The sequence below is a fragment of the Ruegeria sp. AL11 genome (assembly GCF_056540865.1).
In genome coordinates, this window is sequence record NZ_JBQFXO010000012.1 from 178,020 (window position 1) to 204,677 (window position 26,658).

The window sequence follows — 26,658 nt, forward strand, 5'->3', positions numbered from 1 at the left end:
AGGGAACTCCCGTCTGGAAAAATCAGCCCTCGTCGCTTACCCATGAGGCCAAGGGACGTCAACAGCCGCGAAAGGCCAGCCCAATGAGCAGTGAGCATTATACACCCGCCGTGAACCCTCTGCCGCCCGTCGTGGTGGCCTTGGTTCTGTTCATCATGGGGATCGAACTGGCGTTTACGCTGGGCGCTCGGAGTCTAGTCGGAGGGCCGGGCGCGGTCGGGTGGAGGCTGGATGCGCTGCAGAGCTACGCGTTCTCGGCCGATATCTTCGATTGGATGGTGCAAAACGGGCGCTGGCCGTTCGAGCATGTCATCCGCTTTGTGACCTATCCGTTCGTTTCGGGCAGTTTTACGCAGGCGGTTTTTGTCTGCGTGTTCGTGCTGGCCATGGGCAAGATGGTGGGTGAGGTCTTTGGCGGCTTTCCGATGTTGCTGATCTTCGTGCTGTCGGGTGTTGGTGGCGCGCTCGCCTATGCGCTGTTTCTGAACCCGTCTTATCCGCTGGTCGGAGGGTTCCCTCCGGTCTATGGGCTGATCGGGGCGTTTACTTGGTTGCTGTGGCGCAAGCTCTCGTTGGTCGGGGCCAATCAGGCCCGGGCGTTTCAGTTGATTGCGGTACTGATGGGCATTCAACTGCTGTTTGGCCTGATCTTTGGCGGCACAGGTGATTGGGTGGCCGATCTGGGCGGCTTTGCCACCGGGTTCGGCCTGTCCTTCTTTTTGGCGCCGGGTAGTTGGGCGCGGATCAAAGGCCGCATCCGTCGCGATTGATCAAGACCGGCGCAGGGCCGTTTTGAACTCGGACAGTCTAAATGCCCCCAAAAGGTGGCCTAAAGCGAAGTAGCTGACCGCTGCAACCATGATCAGCGCAAGCAGAGCCAGATATCGCCACCCGGGCACACCAAGCGTCCAGCCGAACAGTTGGATGGCGGCAAACAACACCGCCCCCATCCCGACCGATGCCAAGATGATCCGCCCCGCGCGCCGCCGGAAGCGGTCGTCGAACCGAGTCTCATCGCCCATATTCCGCGCGCCAAAAGCCAGTAGGCCAACCATGGCCCAGCCAGCGGCAGAGGCCGCGATGGCAGGGGCAATCCATCCGAAAATCGGGTAAAGGCCAAAGGCGAGCGCCGCGTTGACGATCATTGCCACCAAAGCATAGTGGAATGGAGACCGCGTGTTCTCGCGCGCGAAATACAGCGGTTGCAGCAGCTTCTGCAGCATGAATGCGGGTAGGCCGATGCCATAGATCGCAACGGCCAGGGCTGTGGCGGCTGTATCTTCGGCGGTGAACTGGCCTCGCTGGAACAGGACTGACACCAGCGGGTTCGGGATGATCAGGAAGGCTACGGTCGAGGGCAGGGTGAGCAGCAACATGAACTCTCCGGCCCGCGAAAACGCATTGCGCGCGCCTGCTTTGTCATCCGCGCGCAAGCGGCGAGACAGGTCGGGCAGCAGCACGATTCCGATGGCAATCCCGACGACCCCCAGAGGCAGCTGATACAGACGATCTGCCGCAAACAACCAGCTGACGGCTTTCTCGGTTTTTGAGGCCACGAGTTGCCCTACGACCAGATTGACCTGCGTCACCCCCATGGCCAAGGCGGCGGGCAGGGCGATGCGGACCATATTCCGCATCTCGGGCGTCAGGCGCGGCAGGCCGAAACGTATGCGGATACCGGCGCGTTCGGTGGCGAACCAGACCAATGCCAACTGTGCCACACCTGCCAAAGGGATCACGGCGATGAGCCAGCGAATGACCTCGCCCCCGGATATCGCGCCAGCGATCAGGGCGGTGCAGGCGAAGATGTTCAGAAGAACAGGCGCTGCAGCGGCCGCCGCAAATCGCCCGGTTGCGTTCAGAACGCCCGAAAACAGCGCCGCCAGTGACATGAACAGGATGTAGGGGAAGACGACATAGCCATAGTCGACTGCCAAGTCGAAGCGCTCATCGCCGTAGAACCCTTCGGCCGTCAACCAGACAAGACCGGGCATGAATACCATCGCCAACCCGACCAGGGCCAATACCGCGGCGACCAACAGGTTGAAAGCGTCTTGCGCGAACCCTTGCGCGTTCTCTCCGCCCTCTAGCCGCTTGGAAAACATCGGCACGAAAGCTGCGTTGAATGCGCCTTCGGCAAAGAAGCGGCGGAACATGTTGGGCAGACGGAAAGCCGCGACGAAGGCGTCCATCACCGGGCCGGGGCCGATGAACGCGGTCAGCAGGATTTCACGCAGAAAGCCCAGAATGCGGCTGGCCAACGTCCAGAAACCGACCGTGAAAAAGCCGGAAAACAGCCGGATCTGTTTCATGAGGCCGCGCGCTCGGCGCCCTCGGTAATGGCTTTGCGTAGTTTGGTCTCAAGCCCGCGCTGTTTGCTTTCCGAGTGGTATTTCAGCCCGAACATGTCCTTGACGTAGAATGTATCCACCACCTGCTCGCCATAGGTCGCGATCACGGCGTTGGCGATATAGACATTGGCAGCCGCCAGAGTGCGCGTCAGGTCATAAAGCAAGCCGGGGCGGTCGCGGGTATCGACCTCGATGATCGTGTAGATCTCGGACCCGTCATTGTCGAAGGTGATATGGGTCGGCACGTTGAAAGCGCGTTCGCGTTTCTTGATCTTGTCGCGCGATTTCAGCGCGTCGCGGGCCACGACCTCGCCTTTCAGCGTTTTGTGAATCATCTGGGTCAGACGCGGCAGACGGCTGGCTTCGAACGGGTGGCCTTCGGCATCCTGTATCCAGAACGCATCCGTGACATAGCCATCCTTGGTGGTGTAGCTTCGGGCATCCACGACGTTGGCACCGACCAAGGCCAAGGCCCCCGCGATCCGCGCAAAGATACCGGGGTGATCACCCATGGCAAAGCAGGCGCGGGTGGCGTCTCGATCCTCGTCCGGGTGCAGGCGGATTTCCATCGCGCCGGGATCGCCGCTGTGTTCCAGCGCCCGTAGCATCTCGGCAAATTCCACATGGGTCGAGACGTTCAGGCCCTGCCAGTACGGAGCATAGTGCCGCCCGGTTTCCGTCTTCAGATCGGCCTTGGACCATTCGGCCAGTTCTGCGCGCAGAAGTTTCTTGGCCTCGGCCCCGCGATTGGCACGGTTCAGATCCTCCATGCCCGTTTCCAAGGCACGTTTGGTTTCCGCATGCAGCGCGCGCAGCAACGTTGCTTTCCAGTTGTTCCACGTATTGGGCCCGACACCGCGAATGTCACAGACGGTCAGCACGGTCAGCAGATCCAGCCGTTTGACCGTTTGCACAGCCTTGGCAAAATCCCGTACGGTCCGAGGGTCCGAGATATCGCGTTTCTGCGCCATGTCCGACATCAGCAGGTGATAGCGCACGAGCCATTCGACGGTTTCGGCGTCGGATTTGTTTAGCCCCAGCCTGGGTGCCACTTTCCGCGCGATTTGTGCCCCGAGGATCGAGTGATCTTCAGGCCGGCCCTTGGCGATATCGTGCAACAGCAGCGCAACATAGAGGACCTTGCGGTTTACGCCCCCTTCAAGGATCGAGGACGCCAGTGGCAGCGATTCAACCAGCTCTCCGCGTTCGATCTGGGCGAGGTTGACGATGCACTGGATGATATGCTCGTCCACCGTGTAGCTGTGATACATATTGAACTGCATCATTGCTACGATGGGTTCGAACTCGGGTATGAAGGCTGATAGAACCCCAAGTTCGTTCATCCGGCGCAGGGCGCGTTCCGGATTGCCGTGTTTCAGCATCAGGTCGAGGAAGATACGCTGGGCTTCTTTGTCGTTGCGCATATCGTCGTCGATCAGGTGCAGATTGGCCGTGACCAGCCGCATTGCGTCAGGGTGAATCAGCATGCCCGTGCGCAGGCCTTCCTCGAACAGGCGCAACATGTTCAGCTTGTCGGTCAGGAATGTATCCGGATCGGCAATGTCCAGACGACCATGAACCATGCTGTACCCGGCTTTGACCCGAGGGCGGCGGCGGAAAATCCGCTCCAGCAGCGGGGCGCCTTTCATATGCAGGGCTTCCAGCTTGGTCAGGAAGATCCGAGTCAACTCCCCAACGCTGGTAGCATGGCGGAAATAACGCTGCATGAACACTTCGACGGCCCGCCGCCCGGCCCGGTCTTCATAGCCCATACGCGCCGCAACCTCGACCTGCATGTCGAAGGTCAGCTGCTCGGTCGGGCGCCCCGTGACCAGATGCAGGTGCGAGCGTACGGCCCAGAGGAAGTTTTCGGCCTCGGCAAAGGTCTTGAATTCATCCGGTGTGAACAGGCCCAGCGGGACCAGCTCGGCCACGTCTTGTACGCCGTAGATGTATTTCGCGATCCAGTAGAGCGACTGCAGATCGCGCAGCCCGCCTTTGCCCTCTTTCACATTGGGTTCGACTACGTAGCGCTGGCCCTGTTTCAAGTGGCGCTCGTCGCGCTCCTGAAGCTTGGCCTCGATGAACTCGCGCTCGGTGCCCTTGAAGAGATCGGCCTTGAGGCGTTGGTCCAGTTCCTTGGCCAAACGCGTGTCTCCTGCCAAATAGCGCTGTTCCAGCATCGCGGTCCGGATAGTGAAATCTTCGGTCCCCAAACGCAGGCAATCCTTGATCGTGCGTGAGGAATGGCCGACCTTCAGGCGCAGGTCCCATAGGATATAGAGCATGGATTCAATCACGCTCTCGGCCCAGGCGGTGATCTTGTAGGGCGTCAGGAACAGCAGATCGACGTCTGATGCGGGTGCCATCTCACCGCGCCCATAGCCGCCGACCGCCAGAACAGCGATGCGTTCTCCCTGCGTCGGGGTGGCCAGAGGGTGCAGATGCTTGCTTGCCACGCGCATCGCGGTGCCGACCAGACAATCCGTAAGGTAGGTATAGGACCGGGTCAGAGGGCGCGCGTCGAATGGGCGGGCGGCAAAGGCCTCGGCGATGGCAGCGCGCCCGGACTTTTGCGCCTCACGCAGAATGCGCACGGTTTCGGCGCGCAGCGCGGAGTTGTCAGTGCCTGCCTCGAACGCTGCAGCAAGCTGAGCGTCAACGTGGGCGCCGTCGAAAATATCCTCAGGCGGGCAGATAAGTGAGTTTTCAGGCACTGCGGTCAGGTGAGGCTGGTCAGAAACCGGCCCCTGAGAAGCTTTGAGGGGCAGGGTCAATCACAACCACCTGTTTGTTCTGGATCGTGGCAACCGCCAGACCCCGTTCATTGGTACCATCAGAGCGCAGACGGAAGATGCCGCCAACGCCCTGAAAACCGGCGCTCTGGGTCAGCGCAGCCCCGGTCAGAGCATTCGATTTGCCCTGGCTTACAAGCGCTCCGATGGCGGCGATCCCGTCATAGGCCAGTCCGCTGATCGGATGCGGCGCTTCGCCATAGGTCGCATTGTAGCGCTGACGATATACCTGCGCTTTTGCAGGATCAGGTAGGGCAAACCAACCGCCTTGAACACCGGGCAGTTCCAGCGTTTGGGCCGGAATGTCCCACCGTGTCAGACCGATATACTGGGAGGTTGACGGCGAAACCCCCGCTTCGGGCAGAAGCTGCGAGAACAAAGGCAGCGCCCCTGCGGTGGTTGCAGTCAGGAAGACCGAGTCCGCTCCGGTGGAATCCATGGCGGATTTGATATTGGGCACCGCGTTGATCACGCCCTGCTGCGACCGATCGTAACCGACGCTGCCAGCGTTGTTCATACTGCTGCTGGCGAGCGCATTGGCAATGGCTGAGCGGCCAGCCTCTCCGGCTGCGTCATTGCTGTGTACGATGATTGATCCGGTCTTGCCCTGTCTTCCGCCATAATTGGCCAGTCGATTGGCCGTGTTCTGGAATGTTGGCCCCAGTACAAATACATTTCCACCCGCGATGCTGGTGTTGTTCGAGAAGGACAGGACGTTCACGTTGTTGTTCAGCACCGCAAGGCCGGCCGCGTTGGCGGCTTGTGCATAGACCGGCCCGATGATGATCTTGGCCCCATCCGCCACAGCCTGTTGCGCCACGCCTGAGGCCGTGCCGGCATTGCCTGCCGTATCATATACACGCAGGTCGATCGTAACGTTCGGCAGGTCCGACATCGCCAGACGTGCTGCATTTTCAAGGCTTTGCGCCAGCGCTGCGTCGCCAGACTGGCCTGATCCGCGCGGAACCAGAAGCGCAACGGGCACCGGTTCCGAGGTGTTGATCGAGGGGCCTCCGCCGACGCCAGTAGTTTCACATGCGGCCAGAAAAACGGCGGTGGTCAGGGCGATCGTGGTTTTGGCCAACTTGCTTACGGACTTGCAAACGGTAAACATCTAAAAGAAAACTCCCTGATCCGGCGGCTTGCGACGCTGCTGTTCTATCGAGCCGCGATAATAAACGTCACGCTGTGAGGGTCCAGCTTTGAATTTCCAAAACATAAGTTTGGCTGCTGGCCTGTATTTTGTTGCCACTCCGATCGGTACAGCGCGCGATATTACGCTCAGAGCGTTGGATGTGCTGGCTTCGGCCGACATGATCGCCGCAGAAGACACCCGTAGTCTGCGTCGCTTGATGGAAATCCACGGTATCCCCTTGGGCGGGCGACGCATTCAGGCCTATCACGACCACAGCGGAGCGGGCGCACGCGGCAAGATCATGGATGCTTTGGCCGCAGGGCAATCCGTTGCCTATGCGTCCGAGGCCGGTATGCCGCTAATCGCCGACCCGGGCTACGATTTAGGGCGGCAGGCGGCCGAGGCCGGGCACACCGTCACTTGCGCACCGGGCCCGTCCGCCGTGCTGACGGCGCTGACATTGGCGGGCCTGCCAACGGATGCGTTCTTTTTCGCGGGTTTTTTGCCGAATGCGTCGGGCGCTCGTCGCAGCCGAATCGAGGCGCTGCGGGATGTTCCCGGAACACTGGTGTTCTACGAATCACCCAAGCGCGTCGCAGGATGCCTGTCAGATCTGTCCGACATCCTGGGTGCCGACCGGCAGGCGGCTTTGTGCCGCGAGCTAACCAAGAAGTTCGAAGAAGTCCGACGCGGGTCTTTGCAAGAACTGGCTGAGGCCTACCAAGACCAAACCCCCAAGGGTGAGGTCGTTCTGCTCGTGGATCGCAGCCATTCGCCAAGCGTTAACGAATCTGACGTAGAAGAGGCTTTGAAACAGGCCTTGCAAACCCATTCGGTTCGGGATGCGGCGGATTTGGTGTCAAAAATGTATGATCTGCCCCGACGCCCCATTTACCAGCAGGCCCTCAAACTGGGAAAGGGATGACATGGCGCAGCGTGCGGTGCGGGGGTCGGTATCTTATCATGCGGGGCAATCTGCGGAATTGCGGGTTGCAGCCGATTACGAACGCCGCGGATTCTCGATCGCTCACAGACGCTGGCGCGGTGCCGGGGGTGAGATTGACCTGATTGCGCGGGGTGACGAAGGGCTCGTTTTCATTGAGGTCAAGAAAAGCACCAGTTTCGACAGGGCTGCGGCTCGGATCACCCCACGGCAGACCCAGCGTATCTGCGCATCAGCGGCACAGTTTCTTGAAAATGAACCCGGCGGGCAATTGACGAATGTTCGGTTCGACGCGGCGCTGGTCGATGGCACGGGCGCTGTTCAAATCATCGAAAACGCCTTCGGACCGGTCTAAGCCCCATTGAACCCCTCGGCCTGCTGCGCCATGTATCTGGCGTGAAGTTGAGGGACATGCCATGAAAATCGCCTTTCAAATGGACCCGATCGGGGCCGTGGATATCAACGCCGACAGCTCTTTCCGCCTCGCGGAAGAGGCACAGGCCCGCGGGCATGAGCTGTTCTTCTACGGGCCGGATCAATTGGCCTATCAGGAGGGGCGGATCACCGCGCGAGGACAAGACATGCAGGTTCAGCGCGTTGCCGGAGACCCCGCGGTCCTCGGTCCCGAGCGTGAAGTTGATCTGGCTGAGTTTGACGTGGTGTGGCTACGTCAGGACCCGCCGTTCGACATGCATTACATCACCTCGACGCATCTGCTGGATCGGTTGAAGGGGCAAACTTTGGTGGTCAATGACCCGTTTTGGGTACGCAATTACCCCGAGAAACTACTGGTTCTGGATTTCCCCGAATTGACCCCTCCGACCACGATTGCGCGGGACATGCAGACCATCAAGGCCTTCAAGGACAAGCATCAGGACATCATCCTTAAACCTCTTTATGGAAATGGAGGGGCTGGTGTGTTCCGGTTGGATGCCAATGATCGCAACCTGACCTCGCTGTATGAGCTGTTCACCGGATTCTCGCGCGAGCCGTTGATCGTTCAGAAATTCCTGCCAGATGTGAAGAACGGCGACAAACGCGTGATTCTCGTGGATGGAGAGCCGGTGGGTGCCATCAACCGCGTCCCGGCCGAAGGTGAGACGCGTTCCAATATGCATGTTGGCGGGCGACCCGAAAAGATCGGTTTGACCGAGCGGGATCTCGAAATCTGCGCGGCCATAGGCCCTCTACTTAAGGAAAAAGGCCAGATTTTTGTCGGGATCGACGTGATCGGAGACTACCTGACCGAGATCAACGTCACCTCCCCCACCGGCATTCAGGAGCTGGAGCGTTTCAACGGAGAGAACATTGCCGAAAAGATCTGGCAGGCAATCGAGGCGAAAGTCTAAGCGCTACAGGCGTTGGGCGGCGCTTAGGTGTTCGATGCGGTCCGTTCATTGGAATGCACGGTCGCACTGAAGGTCGAGTTCCTCGCTTGAACATGGCGCAAGCGGTAAGCTGCGGGACTTGTCAAGGACGACGGGCAACGATCAGTTCCGCCGTTTTTTTCCCAATCGGCCTCGCAACATACTGGGGGCGAACATTTAAGCCATCACCCGTGCGCTGATCCGAAAACTCAGCGCTTCGGCCACGTGTGGTCGGCGGATATCGGGGGAGCCATCCAGATCGGCTATGGTACGTGCGACCCGTAGGATGCGGTGAAAGGCGCGAGCTGACAGGCCGAACCGGTCAGCGGCCTTGAGCAGAAGCTCTTTGCCCTCGGCATCTGGGGCGGCGACCTCTTCCAGCAATTTAACTTCGATATCAGCGTTTTGGCGTACGCCCTCGTGACCTTCAAACCGAGCAGCCTGAACGGCGCGGGCCAGCTCCACACGCGCGGCCACGGTGGCCGAACTGTCGCCAGCCGGCGGCAGATCAAGGTCGGTAAACGCTACCGGAGGCACTTCGATGCGCATATCGAACCTGTCCATCAAAGGGCCGGAGATGCGGTTCAGGTAGTCTTCGCCACAGCCCGGTGCGCGGGAGCAAGCGCGGGACGGGTCGGTCAAGTACCCGCATTTGCACGGGTTGGCTGCCGCGACCAGCATGAAACGGCAGGGGTACTTCACATGGGCGTTGGCGCGGGCGACCATGACCTCTCCAGTCTCAATCGGTTGGCGCAGGGTTTCCAAAACGGTGCGAGGGAATTCGGGGAACTCGTCCATGAACAACACCCCGTTATGGGCCAGAGAGATTTCTCCGGGTTTTGCACCGCGTCCGCCGCCGACAATCGCCGCAATCGAGGCGGTGTGATGCGGTTCGCGAAAGGGCCGCGTCCGGTTAATGCCGCCTTCGTCCAATAACCCACAGAGGGACTGGATCATCGATGTTTCCAGCGCCTCCACCGGGGTCAAAGGTGGCAGTATGCTGGGCAGGCGCGCGGCGAGCATGGATTTGCCCGAGCCCGGCGTGCCGATCATGATCAGGTGGTGCCGTCCCGCCGCAGCGATCTCAAGTGCGCGTTTGGCGCGTTCCTGTCCTTTGACGTCGCGCAGGTCGCGGGTGTTGGAGGACAGGCTGACTTCGCCCGGTGTGGCCGCAGCCAGTGGGGCCTGGCCCGAGAAATGGCGCACCACGTCGCCCAGCGAACCGGCTCCGATGACCTGAGTGGCGTCCACCCATGCAGCCTCGGCGCTTGAGGCGCGGGGGCAGAGCAGGGCGCGATCCTCGGCCGCCGCCGTCATCGCGGCGGGCAAAGCGCCCACGACCGGAACCAGCGACCCGTCCAAGGATAATTCGCCCAACGCAACAGTGCCCTCGGCCGCGTCTGCCGGGATGATCTCTAAAGCTGACAGGAGGGCGACGGCGATAGGAAGGTCGAAATGGCTGCCCTCTTTGGGCAGGTCGGCGGGGGATAGGTTGATGGTGATGCGTTTTGACGGCAAGGCGATGGCCATGGCGCCAAGTGCGCTGCGCACCCGATCTCGGGCCTCGGACACTGCTTTGTCCGGCAGGCCGACGATAGAAAAGGCGGGCAGGCCCGGAGAGACGGCGCATTGCACCTCGACCGGGCGGGCATCAACCCCTTGAAACGCAACCGTATGAGCGCGGGCAACCATGGCAATCCTGTTCTTGGTTAAAAGGACGTTGCTGCCATGGCGGTGGTTTAGGAATGGTTAACGGCTGCGCGCATCGCAGTAAATTTGGGCCAGGCGTCCGGATCTGCGACTGTTTTGTCGCGGCAGAACGTGTTGCAGAACCCCCAGCGCTGGCCGTCGAGGTCGAGGAAATCGGTAACCGGGTCGCCGGAATACGGACAGTGCGCGTTGACTGAAGGGCCTTCTTCGGCGGGTCGTGCCTCGGACGGTTCTCCAACAGGCCAGTGGGCCGAAGGGGAATATTCTGGGTAGGGATACGGATTGTATTGAACCGTCAGCCCCATCGCGCGCCATTGTCGGACCGATGTATCTGACAGCAAGCTTAGGCAATAGCTGCGATTTTCGGTTGAGATTGGCAGATCATATCCAATGATCCGCGCCGCGACAGGGGTGTAGAAGACATCGGCCAGCGAGTATGCTCCGAATAACGGCCCTTCTGACGCGCCCGAGATCGCTCGGGCATGCGCCCAAAGCGTCTCAATCCGGGCGAGGTCTTTCAAAGTGTCCGCTGATGGCTGAAAACCCTTCCAAACATGCGCCAACTGCATCGGGCATTCCCCGCGCAGTGCGGTAAAACCCGCGACCATTTCGGCGCACAGCCAACGGGCCGTTGCGCGCGCGGCGGGGTCTGAAGGCCAAAGGCCAGCTTCGGGGTGCCGTTCAGCCAATGTCTCGGCCATCGCGAGGCTTTCGCCCACAACCGCACCATCGGGCAGACGCAGAGCGGGAACCAGACGGGCCGGAGCAAGGGGTTCCATATCCGTGGCCATGGTGCCGGAATAGAGGCCAACCAAGTGGCTGCGATAGGGCAGGCTGAACTTCTCGAGCATCAACCAGCCGCGCATGGACCAGCTGGAAAACAGGCGGTCACCGATAAAGAGATCATAGGTCATGATCAAAGGATGTCTCAGCCGGAAGCGCTCGTAAATCAGTGATTTGTGACCTGCCGGATCACGGAAGATGATTGATGGCGCCGACGGTCCATTCGCCCGCGTTATAGGCGATCTGGGTGACCGACAGGTTGTCGATCCGGTGTGAGAAAGCCTGTTGCGCCTCAATATTCAAAGCGCGCTGTACTTGCGTCAGGATCACTCCGAAATGGGCGACAATGACGAGATCTGCGCCCTCATGTGCGGCCATCAGCGCATCGACGGTTTTGTCGACTCGCGCGCGGACATCGTTCCAGCTTTCGCCGTTCGGAGGGCGCACTTCGCCGGGATTGTCCCAATAGGCAAAGGCAAGCTCGGGGTCTTCGGCTTCGATCTCGGCGAAACCGCGCAGCTCCCATGTGCCGAAGTTGATCTCGCGCAGGTCAGGGTGGTGGGGCAGGCGCAGGCGCCGGCCTTGGATCGCCGTTGCCGTATCCGCCGCGCGCGACAGGTCGGATGAGACGACAACCGCATCCGCTGGGATGTGATCATGCAACCGCTGCAGCGCGGCCTGATCGCTCAGATCGGCAGGCAGATCGGACCAGCCGACCATCGTTTTGGCATGGGTGGGGCCGTGGCGAACCAGATGCAGACGCGTCATGGCAATTGTCCCTTCAAGACCATCGGCAGCCCCGCGATGACCTGAACCACCAGGTCGGCCTGTGCTGCTAGCGCGATGTTCAGCCGGCCCTGTGCCTCACGGAACCGGCGGGCGAGAGCGTTTTCGGGCACGATGCCGTGACCAACCTCATTCGAGACAATTACAAGCTGCGCCGGGCAGCTGCGCAGGGCGCTCAGCAGTTGGGTCTGGGCCTGATCCAGATCGTTCTCGGCCAGCAGGTGATTGGTCAGCCACATCGTCGCGCAATCAATCAGGCAAACGTGATCTGCGCTCAGTTCTGCCAAAACCGGGACAACGTCCATCGGTGCCTCGATGGTTTCCCAGCCGGACCCGCGTTGTTCGATGTGGCGATCGATCTTTTGCCGCATCTCGCTATCAAACACTTGTGATGTCGCAAGGTAAACCCGGTTTTTCCCTGAGGATACAACCAGTTGTTCAGCATAGGCCGACTTTCCCGATGCGGCTCCTCCCAGCACAAAGGTTAAATTGGCAGTCACAATTCTTACCTTTCTGGTGATCCACTTGGTGATGATCTGCGTATCGACCCTAAGTCGGCAAGGCAAGCCCGGCTGATGCCTGCAAAAAGGGAGAGTTTCATGGCACTGGACAACGCATCCGATTTCTCGATGTCCCGCAAAGCGATGAAGGCCGAACTGCTGGACGCGGAAACCGAATTGCAACTGGCCTATGCGTGGCGTGACAACCGCGACGAACAAGCACTGCACCGACTGATCACCGCCTACATGCGTCTAGCTATTTCGATGGCGGCCAAGTTCAAGCGCTACGGCGCTCCGATGAACGACCTGATCCAAGAGGCCGGTCTTGGGTTGATGAAAGCCGCAGACAAGTTTGACCCTGATCGCGGTGTGCGGTTTTCGACCTATGCGGTGTGGTGGATCAAAGCCAGCATCCAGGATTACGTGATGCGTAACTGGTCGATGGTGCGGACCGGTTCGACCTCATCCCAGAAATCTCTGTTCTTCAACATGCGCCGCGTTCAGGCACGGTTGGAACGTGAAGCCGCCACCGAGGGGCAGGAGCTGGATCGGCATCAGCTACACCAGATGATTGCAACGGAAATCGGCGTCCCCTTGCGCGATGTCGAGATGATGGAGGGGCGTCTGTCCGGCTCGGATTTTTCGCTCAACGCGGTGCAGTCAGCGGATGAAGATGGGCGTGAGTGGATTGATGCGCTGGAAGATGATCGTGAGCAGGCCGCCGAGGCGGTTGAACATCGCCACGACACTGAACAGTTGCGCGAATGGTTGCTGATGGCGATGCAATCCCTCAATGACCGCGAAAGATTTATCGTGCGTGAACGCAAGCTGCGCGAACCGGCCCGAACCCTTGAAAGCTTGGGGAATGAGCTGGGTCTATCGAAGGAACGTGTACGCCAGCTCGAGGCTGCAGCCTTCACCAAGATGCGCAAGAACCTTGAAGCCCAATCGCGTGAGGTGCAACACTTCATCGCATGACAAGATTTGCGATTCTGTTGTGTGCGCTGGCGTTTACAGTCAGCGCTTTGCGCCCGGTCCAAGCCGGTGAGTTGATCCCCGATGATGTCCTGGCAGCCATGCAGGACGCAGATGTGGTGATCCTTGGTGAAATCCACGACAATCCGCGTCACCACCTTGTGCAGACCGAGGCATTGGGAGCGATTTCTCCGTCGGCTGTGGTGTGGGAAATGGTAACCGAAGAAGGCGCGCAGCGTCTGGCGCAGACCGCCGCTTCCAACCCTGAAGAATTGTCACGGATCCTGCGCTGGGCGGAATCGGGTTGGCCTCCTTTGAGCATGTACTACCCAGTCTTTCAGGCGTCGGACGCGCCGGTCTATGGCGCCATGGTTCCACGCACAGCCGCGCGCGCCGCTATGGAAAAGGGTGCCGCCACTGCCCTTGGTGCAGACGCCGCGCGCTATGGCCTGACTGTTCCGCTGTCGCCAGAAGATCAAGCCGCGCGCGAGGCAGATCAACTGGCTGCCCATTGCGATGCCCTGCCCGTTGAGATGTTGCCTCAGATGGTCTCGATCCAACGCCTGCGTGACGCTGTACTGACCCGCGCAATCCTGCGCGCGGAGGAGGAAACCGGTGGTCCGATTGCCGTGATCACCGGCAATGGCCATGCTAGGACCGACCGGGGTATCCCGACCTTTCTGTCGCGCCTGAAGCCAGGGCTGAAGGTCTTTGTTCTGGGTCAGTCCGAAGGGGGAGTGATCGACGGGAGTTTTGATGCGGTGATCGACAGCCCGGAAATCGAGCGTGAAGACCCTTGCAAAGCGTTTGAGATGCAGAATTAACCGCTGGAACTACCCGGTGGCCTTGCCTAATGTCAGGACCGACCGGGACGGGAAGGGCTAAACATGCTGTCATCCAAACGCATTCTGCTGATCATCGGCGGTGGCATTGCGGCCTATAAGTCGCTCGACCTGATCCGACGGCTGCAAGAGCGTGGGGCTGCAGTCACGCCGGTGCTGACCCGCGCCGCCGAGGAGTTCGTGACGCCGCTGTCGGTCTCCGCACTTGCAGGCCAGAAAGCCTATCGCGACCTCTTCGACCTGACGGACGAAGCCGAGATGGGGCATATTCAACTGTCGCGCTCGGCTGACCTGATCGTGGTTGCCCCAGCTACCGCAGATATGATGGGCAAGATGGCGGCAGGATTGGCCAACGATCTGGCTTCGACCCTGCTGATGGCCACGGACACGCCGGTTCTGTGCGCGCCCGCCATGAATGTGCGCATGTGGGACCACCCCGCGACCCAGCGAAATCTGAAACAATTGCAGCAGGACGGCATCCGCTTTGTAGGACCCAACGAGGGCGACATGGCATGTGGCGAATATGGTCCGGGCCGGATGTCCGAACCTCTAGAAATCGTTGCTGCCGTTGAGGCGCAACTGGCCGACGGGCCGTTGAAGGGTAAACGCATCCTTGTGACCTCCGGCCCGACACATGAACCGATTGATCCGGTGCGCTACATCGCCAACCGCTCATCCGGGGCGCAGGGAACTGCCGTTGCCCGCGCCTTGGCGGCGCTCGGGGCCGAGGTGGTTTTTGTCACTGGCCCTGCCGACGTTCAACCGCCCCAAGGCGTGCAGGTCGTGCAGGTTGAGACAGCACAGCAGATGTCTGACGCGGTGGATGCGGCGCTCCCTGTGAATGCAGGTGTGTTTGCCGCCGCAGTCGCCGACTGGAAAGTGGCCACCGCCTCGGATCGCAAATTGAAGAAAAGCCGCGATGGCCTGCCCTCTCTGGAGTTCGCCGAGAATCCCGACATCCTGAAACGCGTCTCGCAGATGGGTGCGGGTCGCCCTGATCTGGTTGTGGGCTTTGCAGCGGAAACCGACGATGTGATCGACAACGCGACTGCAAAGCGCGCCCGCAAGGGATGCGACTGGATCGTGGCAAATGACGTCAGTCCGGCAACCGGCATCATGGGTGGTTCGGAAAATGCAGTCGTCCTGATCTCGGAACAAGGGGCCGAGAGCTGGCCGCGCATGGGCAAAGACATGGTCGCCGCGCGTCTGGCACAAAAGATCGCCCACGCGCTGGCCGGATAAGACAGAAGGAATACAGATGGTAGCTATCCGCGTGATCCGGGAAGAGGGGGCAGATGCCGCCGTTCCCCTGCCTTCATATGAGACCTCAGGCGCGGCCGGGGCTGATGTGCGCGCCAACCTGCCCGATGGCGCGTCGATCTTTCTGGAGCCGGGGCAGCGCGCCCTTGTTCCCACCGGCCTGCGAATCGAAATCCCGGCGGGGTATGAGGTGCAGGTCCGCCCGCGCTCCGGGTTGGCATTGAAGCACGGCATCACCCTGCCCAATACGCCGGGGACCATCGACAGCGACTATCGCGGCCCGCTGGGTGTGATCGTGATGAACGCAGGGCAAGACCGGTTCGAGGTCACCCACGGAGAACGGATCGCGCAGCTTATCGTTGCGCCTGTCGTGCAGGCCACGTTCGAGCTGACCGAAACCCTTGGCGATACCGCGCGTGGGTCGGGCGGGTTCGGCTCAACCGGTCGCGGCTGATGCTGCTGGTTCTGGTCCTTGCCGCGGGTCTGTGGGGCGTCGGCTATATAGCGGGCGTGTCCCGGACGGCGCGTGTGACCTCGGTCAGTGTGCTTATGGCCGGGGTGATCCTGTCGCATTTGGTTTTGCCGAGTGGTCATCCTCTGCGCGAAGCAACCGGAGGATCGGCGGCGTTGTGGCTGATGCTGGCCGGGGCGGCTGCTCTGGTCATGGTCTATGGCAAGGGGCTGAAAGCGCTGCGAAATCGGGCGCAGCCCGAAGCGGACAAGACTGAGGCCAAACCCTCGGACCGGTTCACTGAGACAGAGCTGGACCGCTATGCCCGCCACATCGTTCTGCGTGAACTGGGCGGGCCGGGGCAGAAACGCTTGAAAAAGGCGCGCGTGCTGGTGATTGGGGCAGGCGGGCTTGGCGCACCGGCCTTGCAGTATCTGGCGGCAGCAGGTGTTGGCACGATCGGGGTGATCGACGACGACGTAGTCGAAAACGCCAATCTCCAGCGTCAAGTCATCCACCGGGATGCCGATATCGGAATGCCCAAAGTGTTCTCGGCCCAGCAGGCGATGGAGGCTCAGAACCCCAACGTCACCGTCCTGCCCTACAATCGGCGTCTGAGCGATGATATCGCGAATGACCTGTTGGGCGACTTCGACCTGATCCTGGATGGCACAGACAATTTCGAAACCCGCTATCTGGCCAACCGAACAGCCGTTGCACTGGGCAAACCGCTGATCTCGGGCGCACTGTCGCAATGGGAAGGGCAGCTGAGCGTCTTCGACCCGGCCATGGGTGCCCCCTGCTACCAGTGTATTTTCCCCGAAGCCCCCGCAGCCGGTCTGGCCCCGTCCTGTTCCGAGGCAGGCGTGATCGGCCCCTTGCCGGGAGTGGTTGGGTCCATGATGGCGGTTGAGGCGATCAAGGTGATCACCGGGGCCGGCCAAGCGCTGCGCGGCGAGATGCTTATCTACGACGCGCTTTATGGGGAAAGCCGCAAGATCACTCTGTCCAAGCGCTCTGACTGCCCGATTTGCGACGCCGGTGGTGAATAAACGCCGTGTTGCTCTGGATCATCTAACCGGCCCTTCCTAGGTTGTGGGCAAAGGAGATCTGAATGACCAACCCGATCCTGTCCGACTGGACCACTCCGTTCGAACTCGCCCCTTTTGCCAAGATTTCGGATGATGATTTCGCCCCTGCTCTGGATGAGGCGCTGCAGGCGCATAACGCGCAGATCGACGCGATCGCTACAAACGCCGAAGCCCCGAGTTTCGCCAACACGATCGAAGCGCTTGAGGCGGCGGGTGAGCAACTGGACAGAGTTCTGTCAGTTTTCTTCACAGTTGCGGGCGCGGACAGCAATCCGAAACGCGAGGAATTGCAGCGAGAATTCTCGCCAAAGCTGGCGGCGCATTTTTCGGGGATATCCTCGAACAAGGCGCTGTTCAAACGCGTGGCCGACTTGTGGGCGCGACGTGATGATCTGGGTCTGAGCGACGAACAGGCCCGCGTGTTGATGCTGTCTCATCGCGGTTTTGTCCGGGCTGGTGCTGCGTTGGAGGGCGAGCAGGACGCCCGGATGCAAGAGATCAAGGCGCGGCTGGCGTCACTGGGAACCTCTTTCACCCAAAACCTGCTGGCGGATGAGCGTGACTGGTTCATGGACCTGTCCGAGGATGACCTGCAGGGCCTGCCGGATTTCGCTGTGGATGCCGCACGCGCGGCGGGTCAGGAAAAGGGCGCCGCTGGTCCCGTAGTCACCCTGTCGCGGTCGATCATTGTGCCGTTCCTGCAGTTCTCCCCTCGTCGTGACCTGCGGGAAAAAGCCTATCGCGCCTGGACCGCGCGCGGGGCGAATGGTGGTGAGACTGACAACCGCGACATCGCAGCCGAAATCCTTAGCCTGCGCGAGGAACGCGCCAAGCTGTTGGGCTATGACAGCTTTGCCGACTACAAGCTGGAAACCGAAATGGCCCGCTCGCCCGACCGCGTCCGCGACCTGCTGATGCAAGTGTGGGAGCCTGCGAAGGCGCGCGCCGACGCAGATGCCGAAGTTCTGACGGCGATGATGCAGGAGGATGGCGTGAACGGCCCTCTGGCGGCGTGGGATTGGCGCTACTACGCCGAGAAACGCCGCAAGGCTGAGCATGATCTGGATGAGGCCGCACTGAAGCCCTACCTGCAACTGGACCGGATGATCGAGGCCTCGTTCGCCTGCGCCAACCGTCTGTTCGGGTTGGAGTTCAAACCGCTGGACGTGCCGCTCTACCACCCGGATTGCCGGGCGTGGGAGGTGACGCGAGACGGCAAGCACGTCGCAGTCTTCATTGGTGACTATTTCGCGCGCGGGTCCAAACGGTCGGGCGCGTGGTGCAGCGCGATGCGGGGGCAGGCGAAATTCCCCAAGGAGCAGGCTCCGGTCGTGATCAACGTGTGCAACTTCGCCAAAGGCGATCCGGCGCTGTTGTCCTATGACGACGCGCGCACACTGTTCCATGAGTTCGGGCATGCCCTGCATCAGATGCTTTCGAATGTGACCTATGAAAGCATCTCGGGCACGTCCGTGGCGCGCGACTTTGTCGAACTGCCAAGCCAGCTTTACGAACATTGGTTGGAGGTCCCCGAGGTTCTGGCCGAGTTTGCCACCCACGCGGACACCGGCGAGGCAATGCCGCAAGAAATGCTCGAGAAAGTGCTGAAAGCTGCGAATTTCGATCAGGGGTTCCAGACGGTGGAATATGTCGCCTCGGCCTTGGTTGACTTGGCTTTCCATGAAGGCGCGGCCCCGGCGAACCCGATGGCGAAACAGGCCGAGGTTCTGGACGGCATCGGAATGCCCGCAGCCATCGGCATGCGCCACGCGACCCCGCATTTCGCGCATGTTTTCGCGGGCGATGGCTATAGCTCGGGCTACTACAGCTACATGTGGTCCGAAGTGATGGATGCCGACGTATTCGAGGCCTTTGAAGAGGCCGGAGGGGCCTTTGATCCAGAACGCGCCAAAGCTCTGGAAGACAACATCCTGTCCACCGGAGGCTCGCGCGATGCTGAGGAGCTGTATCTGGCCTTCCGGGGCCGGATGCCGGGTGTCGAAGCTTTGCTGAAAGGGCGCGGCCTGATCGCGGCGTAACCCTTCTCCCACGGTCCTAGGGGGGATCAATATCCCAGCTGGCGATCCACCAGATGCACAAACGGCTCGCCAGCTTCCCCGCGCCGGATGTTTTCGACAATCACCTGCGCCGCCGTCACGGGCCTTGTTTCCGAGGCGATATGCGGCGTCACCGTCACGTTTGGATGCGCCCAGTAAGGGTGATCGGCGGGCAGAGGTTCAACCCGGAACACATCCAGCGTGGCATGTCCGATCTGGCCTGTGTTCAACGCCTGCAATAGCGCGTCATCGTCGATCAGAGGTCCACGTCCCGGATTGATGATCCGCGCGCCTTTGGGCATCAACGCAAGGGTTTCGGCGTTCAGGGTGTTCTCGGTCGCCGGTGTATCAGGCAGCAACAAGACGGCGATCTCGGCCTTTGACAGAGCCTCTCGCAACCCGTCTTCGCCGCTCAGGGAGGTTGCTCCGGGAACGTCTTTGGGAGTGCGGCTCCATCCGGTGACGCTAAAGTTCAATGCAGACAGCGCTTGCGCAGCCTCCTGCCCCAATGCGCCAAGGCCCAGAATGCAGACCTTGCGTTCGTTCGCCAATGGCGGTGCGTTGGGCGTCCAAACGCCATCTTGCACTTTGATGTGTTGGTCCATCCCCAGATGATAGCGCAGCACATGCCCCACGACCCATTCGGTCATGCCTTGGGTCAGCCCATGATCCACCATCCGCGCCAGTGGCACGGTCAGCGTCTTGTTCCCTGCGATCTTCTCGACCCCGGCCCAGAGGCTCAGAACCGCTTTCAGTTGGGTGTAGGGCGTGAAATCCAGCAGCCCACCGCTTGGGGCGTAGACAACATAGTCCACCTCATCCTCGGGGAACTCGGTTGCCAGATTGAACGCGACGCCTGCCTCTTGCAGCCCTTCGGTCAGAAGCGGCTGGTACACCGGCCAAAGCTCAGGACGTGCGGAGAACAGGATATTGACGGGCATGGAGGGGCTTTCCGATCAGCGGGGGCGGTGGATATGGGCGCTTTGCACAACGCCGAAGGCAGCCATCAAAACCAGCATGGCCGATCCGCCATAGCTGACCATGGGCAAAGGCACCCCGACAACTGGGGCCAGCCCCATCACCATCGACATGTTGACCGCAAAGAACAGGAAGAAGTTCAGCGCGATCCCCATGGTGACCAGCGACGAGAACCTGTCTTTGGTCGACAGAGCGGTAACCATGCAGAAGATCAGGATCAGTGCGTAAAGCACTAATAAAGTGATGCCACCGACAAAGCCGAACTCTTCGGCCAATGTGGTGAAGATGAAATCGGTGTGTTTTTCAGGCAGGAAGTTCAGCCGCGATTGCGTGCCCTGCATGAACCCGCGGCCATTCCATCCTCCCGATCCCAGGGCGATCTTGGACTGAGTGATGTGATAGCCCGCGCCCAGAGGGTCGGTAGACGGATCGAGAAACGTGTCGATCCGGCGGAACTGGTAGTCCTTCAGCAACTGCCACTCGGTCCCTCGGCTGTTGAAAACGGCCGCAATCAGGCCAACGACCGCGGCGATCACGGCGGCGAAATAGGCCCAGTGAACACCGGCCAGAAACATCAGCCCTCCGCCCGCTGCCAACAGCAGGATCGAGGTCCCAAGGTCCGGCTGCCGCAGCACCATGAAGGTAGGGATCAGGATCAGCACGACAGGGATCAAAACCCAAAGTGGGCGTGAGGTTTTATGCGAGGGCAGCCAGTCATAATAGGCCGCCAGCAGCATCACCAGCGCGACTTTCATTACCTCGGACGGCTGCAAACGCATGAAACCAAGGTCGATCCAGCGCTGTGCGCCCATGCCGATGGTTCCGAACAGCTCCACAAACACCAGCAGGGCGATCGAGGCCAGATAGGCCAGTACCGACATGTTGCGCCAGAACCAGATCGGCACCAGCGCGACGATGAACATCACCGTCAGGCCCAGCCCGAAACGTTCGATCTGAGGCTCGGCCCACGGCATCCAAGAGCCACCCGCCACCGAGTATAGCATCAGGAACCCGGCACTGGCTGTGCTGATCAGCAACAGCGTCAGCGGCCAGTTCATATACAGGAATTTACGGAACCCCGATGGCGTGGATTTGACCGCATATTCAAGATAGCTCATGCGCGGTCCTTCTCGCTGGGGCGCGCTTTGGGGCGGCGATCGCCCTCGAGCCGTTTTTGCTGTTCCTTGATGCGCTCTCGATCTCCGGCCGGGTAGGCCTCGAGCGGGGGCGTGCCGTTGTAAAGCGCCTGAAGCATGATGTCGCGCGCGACCGGGGCCGCCGCTTTGGAGCCACCGCCGCCATGCTCGACGACCACCGCGATGGCGTATTTAGGCTTGTCGTAAGGGGCGAAGCTGACGAACAGCGCATGGTCGCGCCGCTCCCATGGCAGGTCCTCGTTGCGGATCACACCTGCGGCACGTTCCGCTTTGGTGATGTTGCGTACCTGGCTGGTACCGGTTTTACCTGCCATGCGGAGGTCATCGGCGATGATCCGGCTGCGATAGGCCGTGCCGCGCCGGTCGTTTGAGACCGACCACATCGCCTCGCGGATGTAGTTCAGATTGGCCGGGCTGATCTCAAGCGGCTCGCCCGCGCCCGTTGGCTGTTCGACCCCATCAATCGAGCGGACCAGTCGCGGTGTCACGGCCCGCCCCGTGGCAATCCGCGCGGTCATCACGGCCAGCTGCATCGGTGAGGCCAGCATAAATCCTTGCCCGATCGATGCATTGGCCGTATCGCCTATCAGCCAGTCCTCGCCATGGGTGCGTTGCTTCCATTCCTGATTGGGCGCCAGACCGGCACGTACGGCGGACATCGGAATGTCGTGCTTGATGCCCAGCCCGAGGGTCCGCGCCATCTCTGAGATTTTGTCGATGCCGACCTTGATCGCCACGTCGTAGTAGTAGACATCGCAGCTGCGCTTGAGCGATGTATTGAGGTCCACCATACCGTGTCCCCCGCGCTTCCAGCAGTGGAAGCGGCGACTGCCGACCTTGAGGTGGCCGGGGCAGTACACGGTGTTGCCGGGGCCAACGACACCGGCCTCAAGCGCGGCCAAGGCGGTGACCATTTTGAAGGTCGATCCGGGCGGGTATGTGCCCTGAACCGTCTTGTTGGCCAGTGGGCGGTATTTGTCCTGCGTCAGGATCTGATAGTCCGCGACCGAGATACCGCGCACGAACAGGTTTGGATCGAAACTGGGGGCCGAGGCCATTGCCCGCAGATCGCCGGTTTCGCAATCAATGACAACGGCGGCGGCGCTTTCTCCGGCAAGCCGTGCTTGAGCGTATTGCTGTAGGTCCGCGTCGACCGAGAGTTGCAGATCAGCACCCGGTTGGCCTTCCTGCCGGTCCAATTCGCGCATGACGCGGCCGGTGGCGTTCACCTCGACCCGCTTGGAGCCTGCCTTGCCGCGCAGGTCGATCTCTTGCTTGGCTTCCAAGCCGACCTTTCCGATCTGGAACCGGGGGATTCGCAGCACCGGCTCTGGGTCTTCGATTTGGCTGAGGTCATAGTCGCTGACCGGGCCGACATAGCCGACGATATGGGCGAAATCCTCGTAGCGCGGGTATTGTCGGGTCTGGCCGACCTCAGGCGTGACACCGGGCAGGGCCGGGGCGTTCACCGCGACTTTCGAGATATCCTCCCACGTCACCTGATCGACCAGCGTGACCGGCAGAAACGGGGCCGAGCGGCGCATTTCCGTGCGCGCCCTTTCAATCTCATCCTCGTTCAGCGGGATCAGGTCCGACAGTTTGGCGATCACCTTGTCGATGTCACCGGCATCCTCGCGTACAATGACGATGCGGTAGGACGGTGAGTTCTGCCCGATGACCTGCCCATTGCGGTCATAGATGCGCCCCCGTGTCGGCGGGATCAGGCGGATATTGATCCGGTTTTCTTCGGCCAAAAGGCGATATTCATCCGCTTGGTCGACTTGCATGTACCGCATGCGCGCGGCCAGCCCGCCAATGAAAACCGCCTGCAGACCACCCAGCAGCAGGGCCCGCCGGGGCAGACGTTTGTAGGCGACACCTTCGCTTTTGATCTTGCGCTGTTTCATGCACGCGCGCCCGTAGCACTGGCATCCGCAGCCGAGACGCGGCGCACGCCGAATACACTCTGAGACAGCAGCACAATGACGGGATAGGCCAGAATTGTCAGCACAAGCTGGATCAAAACCGGTAACAAAGCCGCCTGATCAACAGACAGGATTGCAAGGATGACCCGGTTGCCCAGAAAGACGCCAGCAACGATTGCACTGACCGACATCCATTCAGCTACAAAGCCCGCATCCCGCATCCCCGGTGCCGCAGACCGCAAGTAAGCCGCGCCCAGCACCACTAATGCGGCCAATAGGCCCGGAGGGCGTTGCAGCAGCAGATCGGCCAGCAACATGACCAAAGCGACCAAAACGGTCGGCACATAGTCCGGCCGCCTGAGCACCCAAGCAAAAGTAAGGACGATCAGAAAGTCCGGAAAAGGCCAGCGATCCGGCTGCGTATCCAGCGGTAGCAGATGCAGGAACAGAACGAACACCGCGAGCGCCCCGTAAAGACCGCGCATCGCCCATTTGTGAGAGGCCGGTTTATCCATCACCAGCTTCCTCAGACGACAACGAAGCAGCGGGGCGTGAGGGGCCGACGATCTGACCCGGATCGCGGATCGTGGGGGCCGAGTTGTAGCGAAGAACGCGCAGGAACTCCAACCGTTCGAAATCGGCGGAGAGGCGCACGCGCAGGCGACCTCCGGGGTCGGCGGCGATCTGGCCGATCAGCAGACCGGCGGGAAACACGCCTCCATCGCCCGAGGTCACGACCCGGTCGCCGGGGCGCACAAGCTCACGGTTTTCCAGAAACTCGACCGAAGGGGCAGGGGTATTGTCGCCCGTGATCAAAGCGGTCTGGCCCGAGGGCTGGATGGTGGCGGGAATGACGCTTGAGGCGTCCGTCATCAGAATGACGCGCGCCGTATCCGGCCCAACACCCGAGATACGGCCAACCAGGCCGATCCCGTCCATCGTGGCCCAGCCATCGACGATCCCGTCCCGTTCCCCAACATTCAACAGCACCGACTGCCGGAAGGGAGAGCCGCTATCGGCCATCACCACGCCGGTCACATAGGTCAGGCGTGGGTCAAGCCGCACATTGTTCAAATCCAGTAGCCGCGCGTTTTCCTGTTCCAGCTGCAACGCTGCCTCTTTCCAGGCGCGCATCAGCCGCAGTTCCGAGCGCAGCTCGCGGTTCTGCTCGCTCAGGCTCTGATAGCTTTGGAAATCACGGAACAGGTTGACGGTTGCGGTGACCGGAACCATCGCCCAATCCATTGAGGGCACAACAGCATCTACAACCTGCGCGCGGAACCGTTCAACCCGAGGGCTGTCGATCCGCCAGACAATGAAGATGCCCAGCAGGCACAGCACAACGATCCCCAGAAGCAAACGCCTCAGTGGGGCCGTGTAGTCGTCGCGCTGTGATCGGTCTTTTGCCACAGGTTACCTTCCCGTGCTGCTCGGGCCGAGTTTACCCTATTTTCTAAAGGGTGCGCGCCTTAGCTTTCGTAGTCAATCGCGTGGCGCAGCTGTTTTTCGTATTCTAGCGCCTTGCCGGTGCCCAAAGCCACACAATTCAGGCTTTCATCGGCAATCGACACGGCCAGACCTGTCTGTTCGCGCAGAGCCAGATCCAGATCGCCCAGCAGCGCTCCGCCACCGGTGAGCATCACGCCACGATCCACGATGTCTGCGGCCAGATCGGGGGGCGTGGTCTCCAGCGCGGTCATTACAGCCTCGCAAATCTGCTGGACGGGTTCCGACAGCGCCTCGGCGACCTGAGCCTGACTGATCTCGATTTCTTTTGGCACTCCGTTCAGTAGGTCGCGACCACGGATATGCATCGACTGGCCGCGGCCATCGTCGGGCATGCGCGCGGTGCCGATGGTGGTCTTTATGCGTTCAGCGGTGGATTCGCCGACCAGAAGGTTCTGCTGACGACGCAGGTAGGAGATGATCGCCTCGTCCATACGGTCTCCACCCACGCGGACCGAGCGGGCGTAGACGATATCCCCCAGCGACAGAACCGCAACCTCGGTGGTGCCGCCACCGATATCGACGACCATGTTTCCGGTCGGATCGGTGATTGGCATGCCTGCGCCAATTGCCGCTGCAATCGGTTCGGCAATCAGGCCAGCGCGGCGCGCGCCTGCGGACAGAACCGACTGGCGGATCGCGCGTTTTTCAACAGGGGTCGCGCCATGCGGGACGCAGACGATGATCTTTGGCTTCGAGAAGGTCGAACGCTTATGCACTTTGCGGATGAAGTGCTTGATCATTTCCTCGGCGGTGTCGAAGTCGGCAATCACGCCTTCGCGCATCGGGCGAATGGCTTCAATCGAACCCGGTGTCCGACCCAGCATCAGCTTGGCGTCTTCGCCAACCGCCAGAACCTTTTTCACGCCGTCCTTGACGTGATAGGCTACAACCGAGGGTTCAGACAGGATCACACCGCGCCCCTTGACGTAGACCAGCGTGTTTGCCGTTCCAAGGTCGATAGCCATGTCCGCTGTGAACAGGCCGCCCAGATTGCCAAAGATCCCCATGTTTCCCCTGATCCTGTATGTCGGTTTTTCTACTGCCCGCGACTCGACGGTTCCGGGACGGATGACTTATAGGGTGCCAACTCGCCCGGTAAAAGGGCTGATTCCGCGGCAATCAGCACCTTTTCGCCTCATTTGCAGGGACTGTAGAAGGCAATATGCTCTCATATCAACATATTTACCACGCCGGGAATCTGGCTGATGTGCAAAAGCACGCTTTATTGGCATGGGCGCTGTCCTATCTGACCCAAAAGGACAAACCGCTGACTTACGTCGAAACCCATTCGGGACGTGGGCTTTACAGACTAGATTCAGACGAAGCCCGCAAGACCGGAGAAGCAGCCGCCGGGATTGAGCGTGTTCAGCGTGGCGCATGGTTTGGCGATGATCATCCGCTGGCGCAAGCGATCGGGATGACACGTGCGCGTTTTGGAGAGGCCAGCTACCCCGGATCGCCCCTGATTGCAGCTAGCCTGCTGAGGTCGCAGGACAGTCTGCACCTCGCCGAATTGCATCCGCAGGAATATGCGGCATTGTCACTGGCGGTGCCGGGGGGCAATGCGCGCGTCTACAAGCAAGACGGGTATGAGCTGGCGCAGTCCCTACTGCCGCCGACGCCCAGACGGGGTATGCTGTTGATTGACCCCAGCTACGAGGTGAAGGCGGAATATGACCGCCTTCCGGGGATAATCGCCAAGCTGCATCGCAAATGGAATGTGGGCGTGATCGCTTTGTGGTACCCGATCCTGAAGGATGCCCGTCAAAAGCCGATGGTGGACGCGCTGACGTCTCAGGATTTCCCGAAGGTGTTGAAACACGAGGTGACATTCCCCGCAGCGCGCAAAGGGCATGGGATGGTCGGGTCTGGAATGTTCGTGATCAACGCGCCCTTTGGGTTGGATCAGGAAACCCACAGACTGTCTGCTTTGTTCAAAAAACTTTGAGGTCTTGGAGAGGAACAAGCAAACCTCGCGCCCCGTTTGCCTGCATCAAAGATGCCGTCAAACGCGTTGGGCCCGGCAGCGCGCCGCAGGCGCGC

The 26,658-nt window shown here is 60.7% G+C and carries 24 protein-coding genes; 11 read left to right on the forward strand and 13 right to left on the reverse strand.

What is annotated here, in order from left to right; translation table 11 throughout:
- Positions 1 to 83: 83 nt before the first annotated feature.
- Positions 84 to 770, forward strand: a complete 687-nt coding sequence (locus ACR0IP_RS19640; RefSeq protein WP_480527426.1) for a rhomboid family intramembrane serine protease — start codon at positions 84 to 86, stop codon at positions 768 to 770.
- Here ACR0IP_RS19640 and murJ read toward each other — a convergent pair whose 3' ends face one another.
- From murJ to ACR0IP_RS19655, 3 genes are read right to left on the reverse strand one after another with little or no spacing between them, the layout of a single operon-like run.
- Positions 771 to 2,312, reverse strand: a complete 1,542-nt coding sequence (murJ, locus tag ACR0IP_RS19645) for a murein biosynthesis integral membrane protein MurJ (RefSeq protein WP_480527428.1) — start codon at positions 2,310 to 2,312, stop codon at positions 771 to 773.
- The gene (locus ACR0IP_RS19650) at positions 2,309 to 5,128 is read right to left on the reverse strand and encodes a [protein-PII] uridylyltransferase (protein WP_480527430.1); all 2,820 of its coding nucleotides are present in this window, start codon (positions 5,126 to 5,128) and stop codon (positions 2,309 to 2,311) included. The genes murJ and ACR0IP_RS19650 overlap by 4 nt, the downstream gene beginning before the upstream one ends.
- Positions 5,088 to 6,260, reverse strand: coding sequence for a penicillin-binding protein activator (locus tag ACR0IP_RS19655; protein ID WP_480527432.1), 1,173 nt, complete (start codon positions 6,258 to 6,260; stop codon positions 5,088 to 5,090). The genes ACR0IP_RS19650 and ACR0IP_RS19655 overlap by 41 nt, the downstream gene beginning before the upstream one ends.
- An 88-nt stretch (positions 6,261 to 6,348) precedes the next feature.
- Here ACR0IP_RS19655 and rsmI point away from each other — a divergent pair, with 88 nt between their 5' ends.
- From rsmI to gshB, 3 genes are all read left to right on the forward strand, one after another.
- Positions 6,349 to 7,206, forward strand: coding sequence for a 16S rRNA (cytidine(1402)-2'-O)-methyltransferase (gene rsmI, locus ACR0IP_RS19660; RefSeq protein WP_170642793.1), 858 nt, complete (start codon positions 6,349 to 6,351; stop codon positions 7,204 to 7,206).
- A 1-nt stretch (position 7,207) separates the two neighbouring features.
- Positions 7,208 to 7,579 (forward strand): YraN family protein, encoded by a 372-nt coding sequence (locus tag ACR0IP_RS19665; RefSeq protein WP_170378899.1) that lies wholly within the window; start codon positions 7,208 to 7,210, stop codon positions 7,577 to 7,579.
- Between the two features lie 61 nt (positions 7,580 to 7,640).
- Positions 7,641 to 8,573 carry a glutathione synthase gene (gene gshB, locus ACR0IP_RS19670; RefSeq protein ID WP_170378897.1) on the forward strand — a complete coding sequence of 311 codons (933 nt, stop codon included), beginning with the start codon at positions 7,641 to 7,643 and terminating at the stop codon, positions 8,571 to 8,573.
- 195 nt (positions 8,574 to 8,768) lie between these two features.
- On the opposite strand, the gene ACR0IP_RS19675 is transcribed toward gshB, so the two are convergent.
- The 4 genes from ACR0IP_RS19675 to cobU are packed head-to-tail and all read right to left on the reverse strand — an operon-like array spanning position 8,769 to position 12,370.
- On the reverse strand, positions 8,769 to 10,283 hold the full coding sequence (locus tag ACR0IP_RS19675) for a YifB family Mg chelatase-like AAA ATPase (protein WP_480527434.1): 1,515 nt from the start codon (positions 10,281 to 10,283) through the stop codon (positions 8,769 to 8,771).
- Positions 10,284 to 10,330: 47 nt separating this feature from the next.
- Complete coding sequence (locus ACR0IP_RS19680) at positions 10,331 to 11,215, reverse strand: glutathione S-transferase (RefSeq protein WP_419738910.1); 885 nt, start codon at positions 11,213 to 11,215, stop codon at positions 10,331 to 10,333.
- A gap of 58 nt (positions 11,216 to 11,273) precedes the next feature.
- The gene (locus ACR0IP_RS19685; RefSeq protein ID WP_480527436.1) at positions 11,274 to 11,852 is read right to left on the reverse strand and encodes a histidine phosphatase family protein; all 579 of its coding nucleotides are present in this window, start codon (positions 11,850 to 11,852) and stop codon (positions 11,274 to 11,276) included.
- Positions 11,849 to 12,370 carry a bifunctional adenosylcobinamide kinase/adenosylcobinamide-phosphate guanylyltransferase gene (cobU, locus tag ACR0IP_RS19690; protein WP_480527438.1) on the reverse strand — a complete coding sequence of 174 codons (522 nt, stop codon included), beginning with the start codon at positions 12,368 to 12,370 and terminating at the stop codon, positions 11,849 to 11,851. Before cobU ends, ACR0IP_RS19685 begins: the two co-directional genes overlap by 4 nt.
- 99 nt (positions 12,371 to 12,469) lie before the next feature.
- On the opposite strand from cobU, the gene ACR0IP_RS19695 reads away from it, so the two are divergent.
- From ACR0IP_RS19695 to ACR0IP_RS19720, 6 genes are all read left to right on the forward strand, one after another.
- The gene (locus ACR0IP_RS19695; RefSeq protein WP_170378887.1) at positions 12,470 to 13,348 is read left to right on the forward strand and encodes an RNA polymerase factor sigma-32; all 879 of its coding nucleotides are present in this window, start codon (positions 12,470 to 12,472) and stop codon (positions 13,346 to 13,348) included.
- The gene (locus ACR0IP_RS19700) at positions 13,345 to 14,169 is read left to right on the forward strand and encodes a ChaN family lipoprotein (protein ID WP_480527440.1); all 825 of its coding nucleotides are present in this window, start codon (positions 13,345 to 13,347) and stop codon (positions 14,167 to 14,169) included. Before ACR0IP_RS19695 ends, ACR0IP_RS19700 begins: the two co-directional genes overlap by 4 nt.
- Positions 14,170 to 14,232: 63 nt before the next feature.
- Positions 14,233 to 15,429 (forward strand): bifunctional phosphopantothenoylcysteine decarboxylase/phosphopantothenate--cysteine ligase CoaBC, encoded by a 1,197-nt coding sequence (gene coaBC / locus ACR0IP_RS19705; RefSeq protein ID WP_480527442.1) that lies wholly within the window; start codon positions 14,233 to 14,235, stop codon positions 15,427 to 15,429.
- A gap of 16 nt (positions 15,430 to 15,445) precedes the next feature.
- A complete protein-coding gene (dut, locus tag ACR0IP_RS19710; protein ID WP_480527444.1) occupies positions 15,446 to 15,901 on the forward strand; it encodes a dUTP diphosphatase in 456 nt (151 codons plus the stop codon).
- Positions 15,901 to 16,950, forward strand: coding sequence for a HesA/MoeB/ThiF family protein (locus ACR0IP_RS19715; protein WP_480527446.1), 1,050 nt, complete (start codon positions 15,901 to 15,903; stop codon positions 16,948 to 16,950). Before dut ends, ACR0IP_RS19715 begins: the two co-directional genes overlap by 1 nt.
- Positions 16,951 to 17,012: 62 nt before the next feature.
- Positions 17,013 to 19,028 carry a M3 family metallopeptidase gene (locus ACR0IP_RS19720; protein WP_480527448.1) on the forward strand — a complete coding sequence of 672 codons (2,016 nt, stop codon included), beginning with the start codon at positions 17,013 to 17,015 and terminating at the stop codon, positions 19,026 to 19,028.
- 26 nt (positions 19,029 to 19,054) lie between these two features.
- On the opposite strand, the gene ACR0IP_RS19725 is transcribed toward ACR0IP_RS19720, so the two are convergent.
- From ACR0IP_RS19725 to ACR0IP_RS19750, 6 genes are read right to left on the reverse strand one after another with little or no spacing between them, the layout of a single operon-like run.
- Positions 19,055 to 19,987: a 2-hydroxyacid dehydrogenase gene (locus ACR0IP_RS19725; protein WP_480527449.1), complete on the reverse strand. Its 933-nt coding sequence runs from the start codon at positions 19,985 to 19,987 to the stop codon at positions 19,055 to 19,057.
- 15 nt (positions 19,988 to 20,002) lie between these two features.
- Entirely contained in the window at positions 20,003 to 21,142 is a 1,140-nt protein-coding gene (rodA, locus tag ACR0IP_RS19730) for a rod shape-determining protein RodA (protein WP_209252366.1), read from the reverse strand.
- Positions 21,139 to 23,088: a penicillin-binding protein 2 gene (mrdA, locus tag ACR0IP_RS19735; protein ID WP_170378870.1), complete on the reverse strand. Its 1,950-nt coding sequence runs from the start codon at positions 23,086 to 23,088 to the stop codon at positions 21,139 to 21,141. Before mrdA ends, rodA begins: the two co-directional genes overlap by 4 nt.
- Positions 23,085 to 23,621: a rod shape-determining protein MreD gene (locus ACR0IP_RS19740; RefSeq protein ID WP_170378868.1), complete on the reverse strand. Its 537-nt coding sequence runs from the start codon at positions 23,619 to 23,621 to the stop codon at positions 23,085 to 23,087. The genes mrdA and ACR0IP_RS19740 overlap by 4 nt, the downstream gene beginning before the upstream one ends.
- The gene (gene mreC, locus ACR0IP_RS19745) at positions 23,614 to 24,516 is read right to left on the reverse strand and encodes a rod shape-determining protein MreC (protein ID WP_170378866.1); all 903 of its coding nucleotides are present in this window, start codon (positions 24,514 to 24,516) and stop codon (positions 23,614 to 23,616) included. Before mreC ends, ACR0IP_RS19740 begins: the two co-directional genes overlap by 8 nt.
- A gap of 59 nt (positions 24,517 to 24,575) precedes the next feature.
- Entirely contained in the window at positions 24,576 to 25,622 is a 1,047-nt protein-coding gene (locus ACR0IP_RS19750; protein ID WP_039523195.1) for a rod shape-determining protein, read from the reverse strand.
- A gap of 155 nt (positions 25,623 to 25,777) precedes the next feature.
- On the opposite strand from ACR0IP_RS19750, the gene ACR0IP_RS19755 reads away from it, so the two are divergent.
- Positions 25,778 to 26,563: a 23S rRNA (adenine(2030)-N(6))-methyltransferase RlmJ gene (locus ACR0IP_RS19755; protein ID WP_170691430.1), complete on the forward strand. Its 786-nt coding sequence runs from the start codon at positions 25,778 to 25,780 to the stop codon at positions 26,561 to 26,563.
- The last annotated feature ends 95 nt before the right edge of the window (positions 26,564 to 26,658 follow it).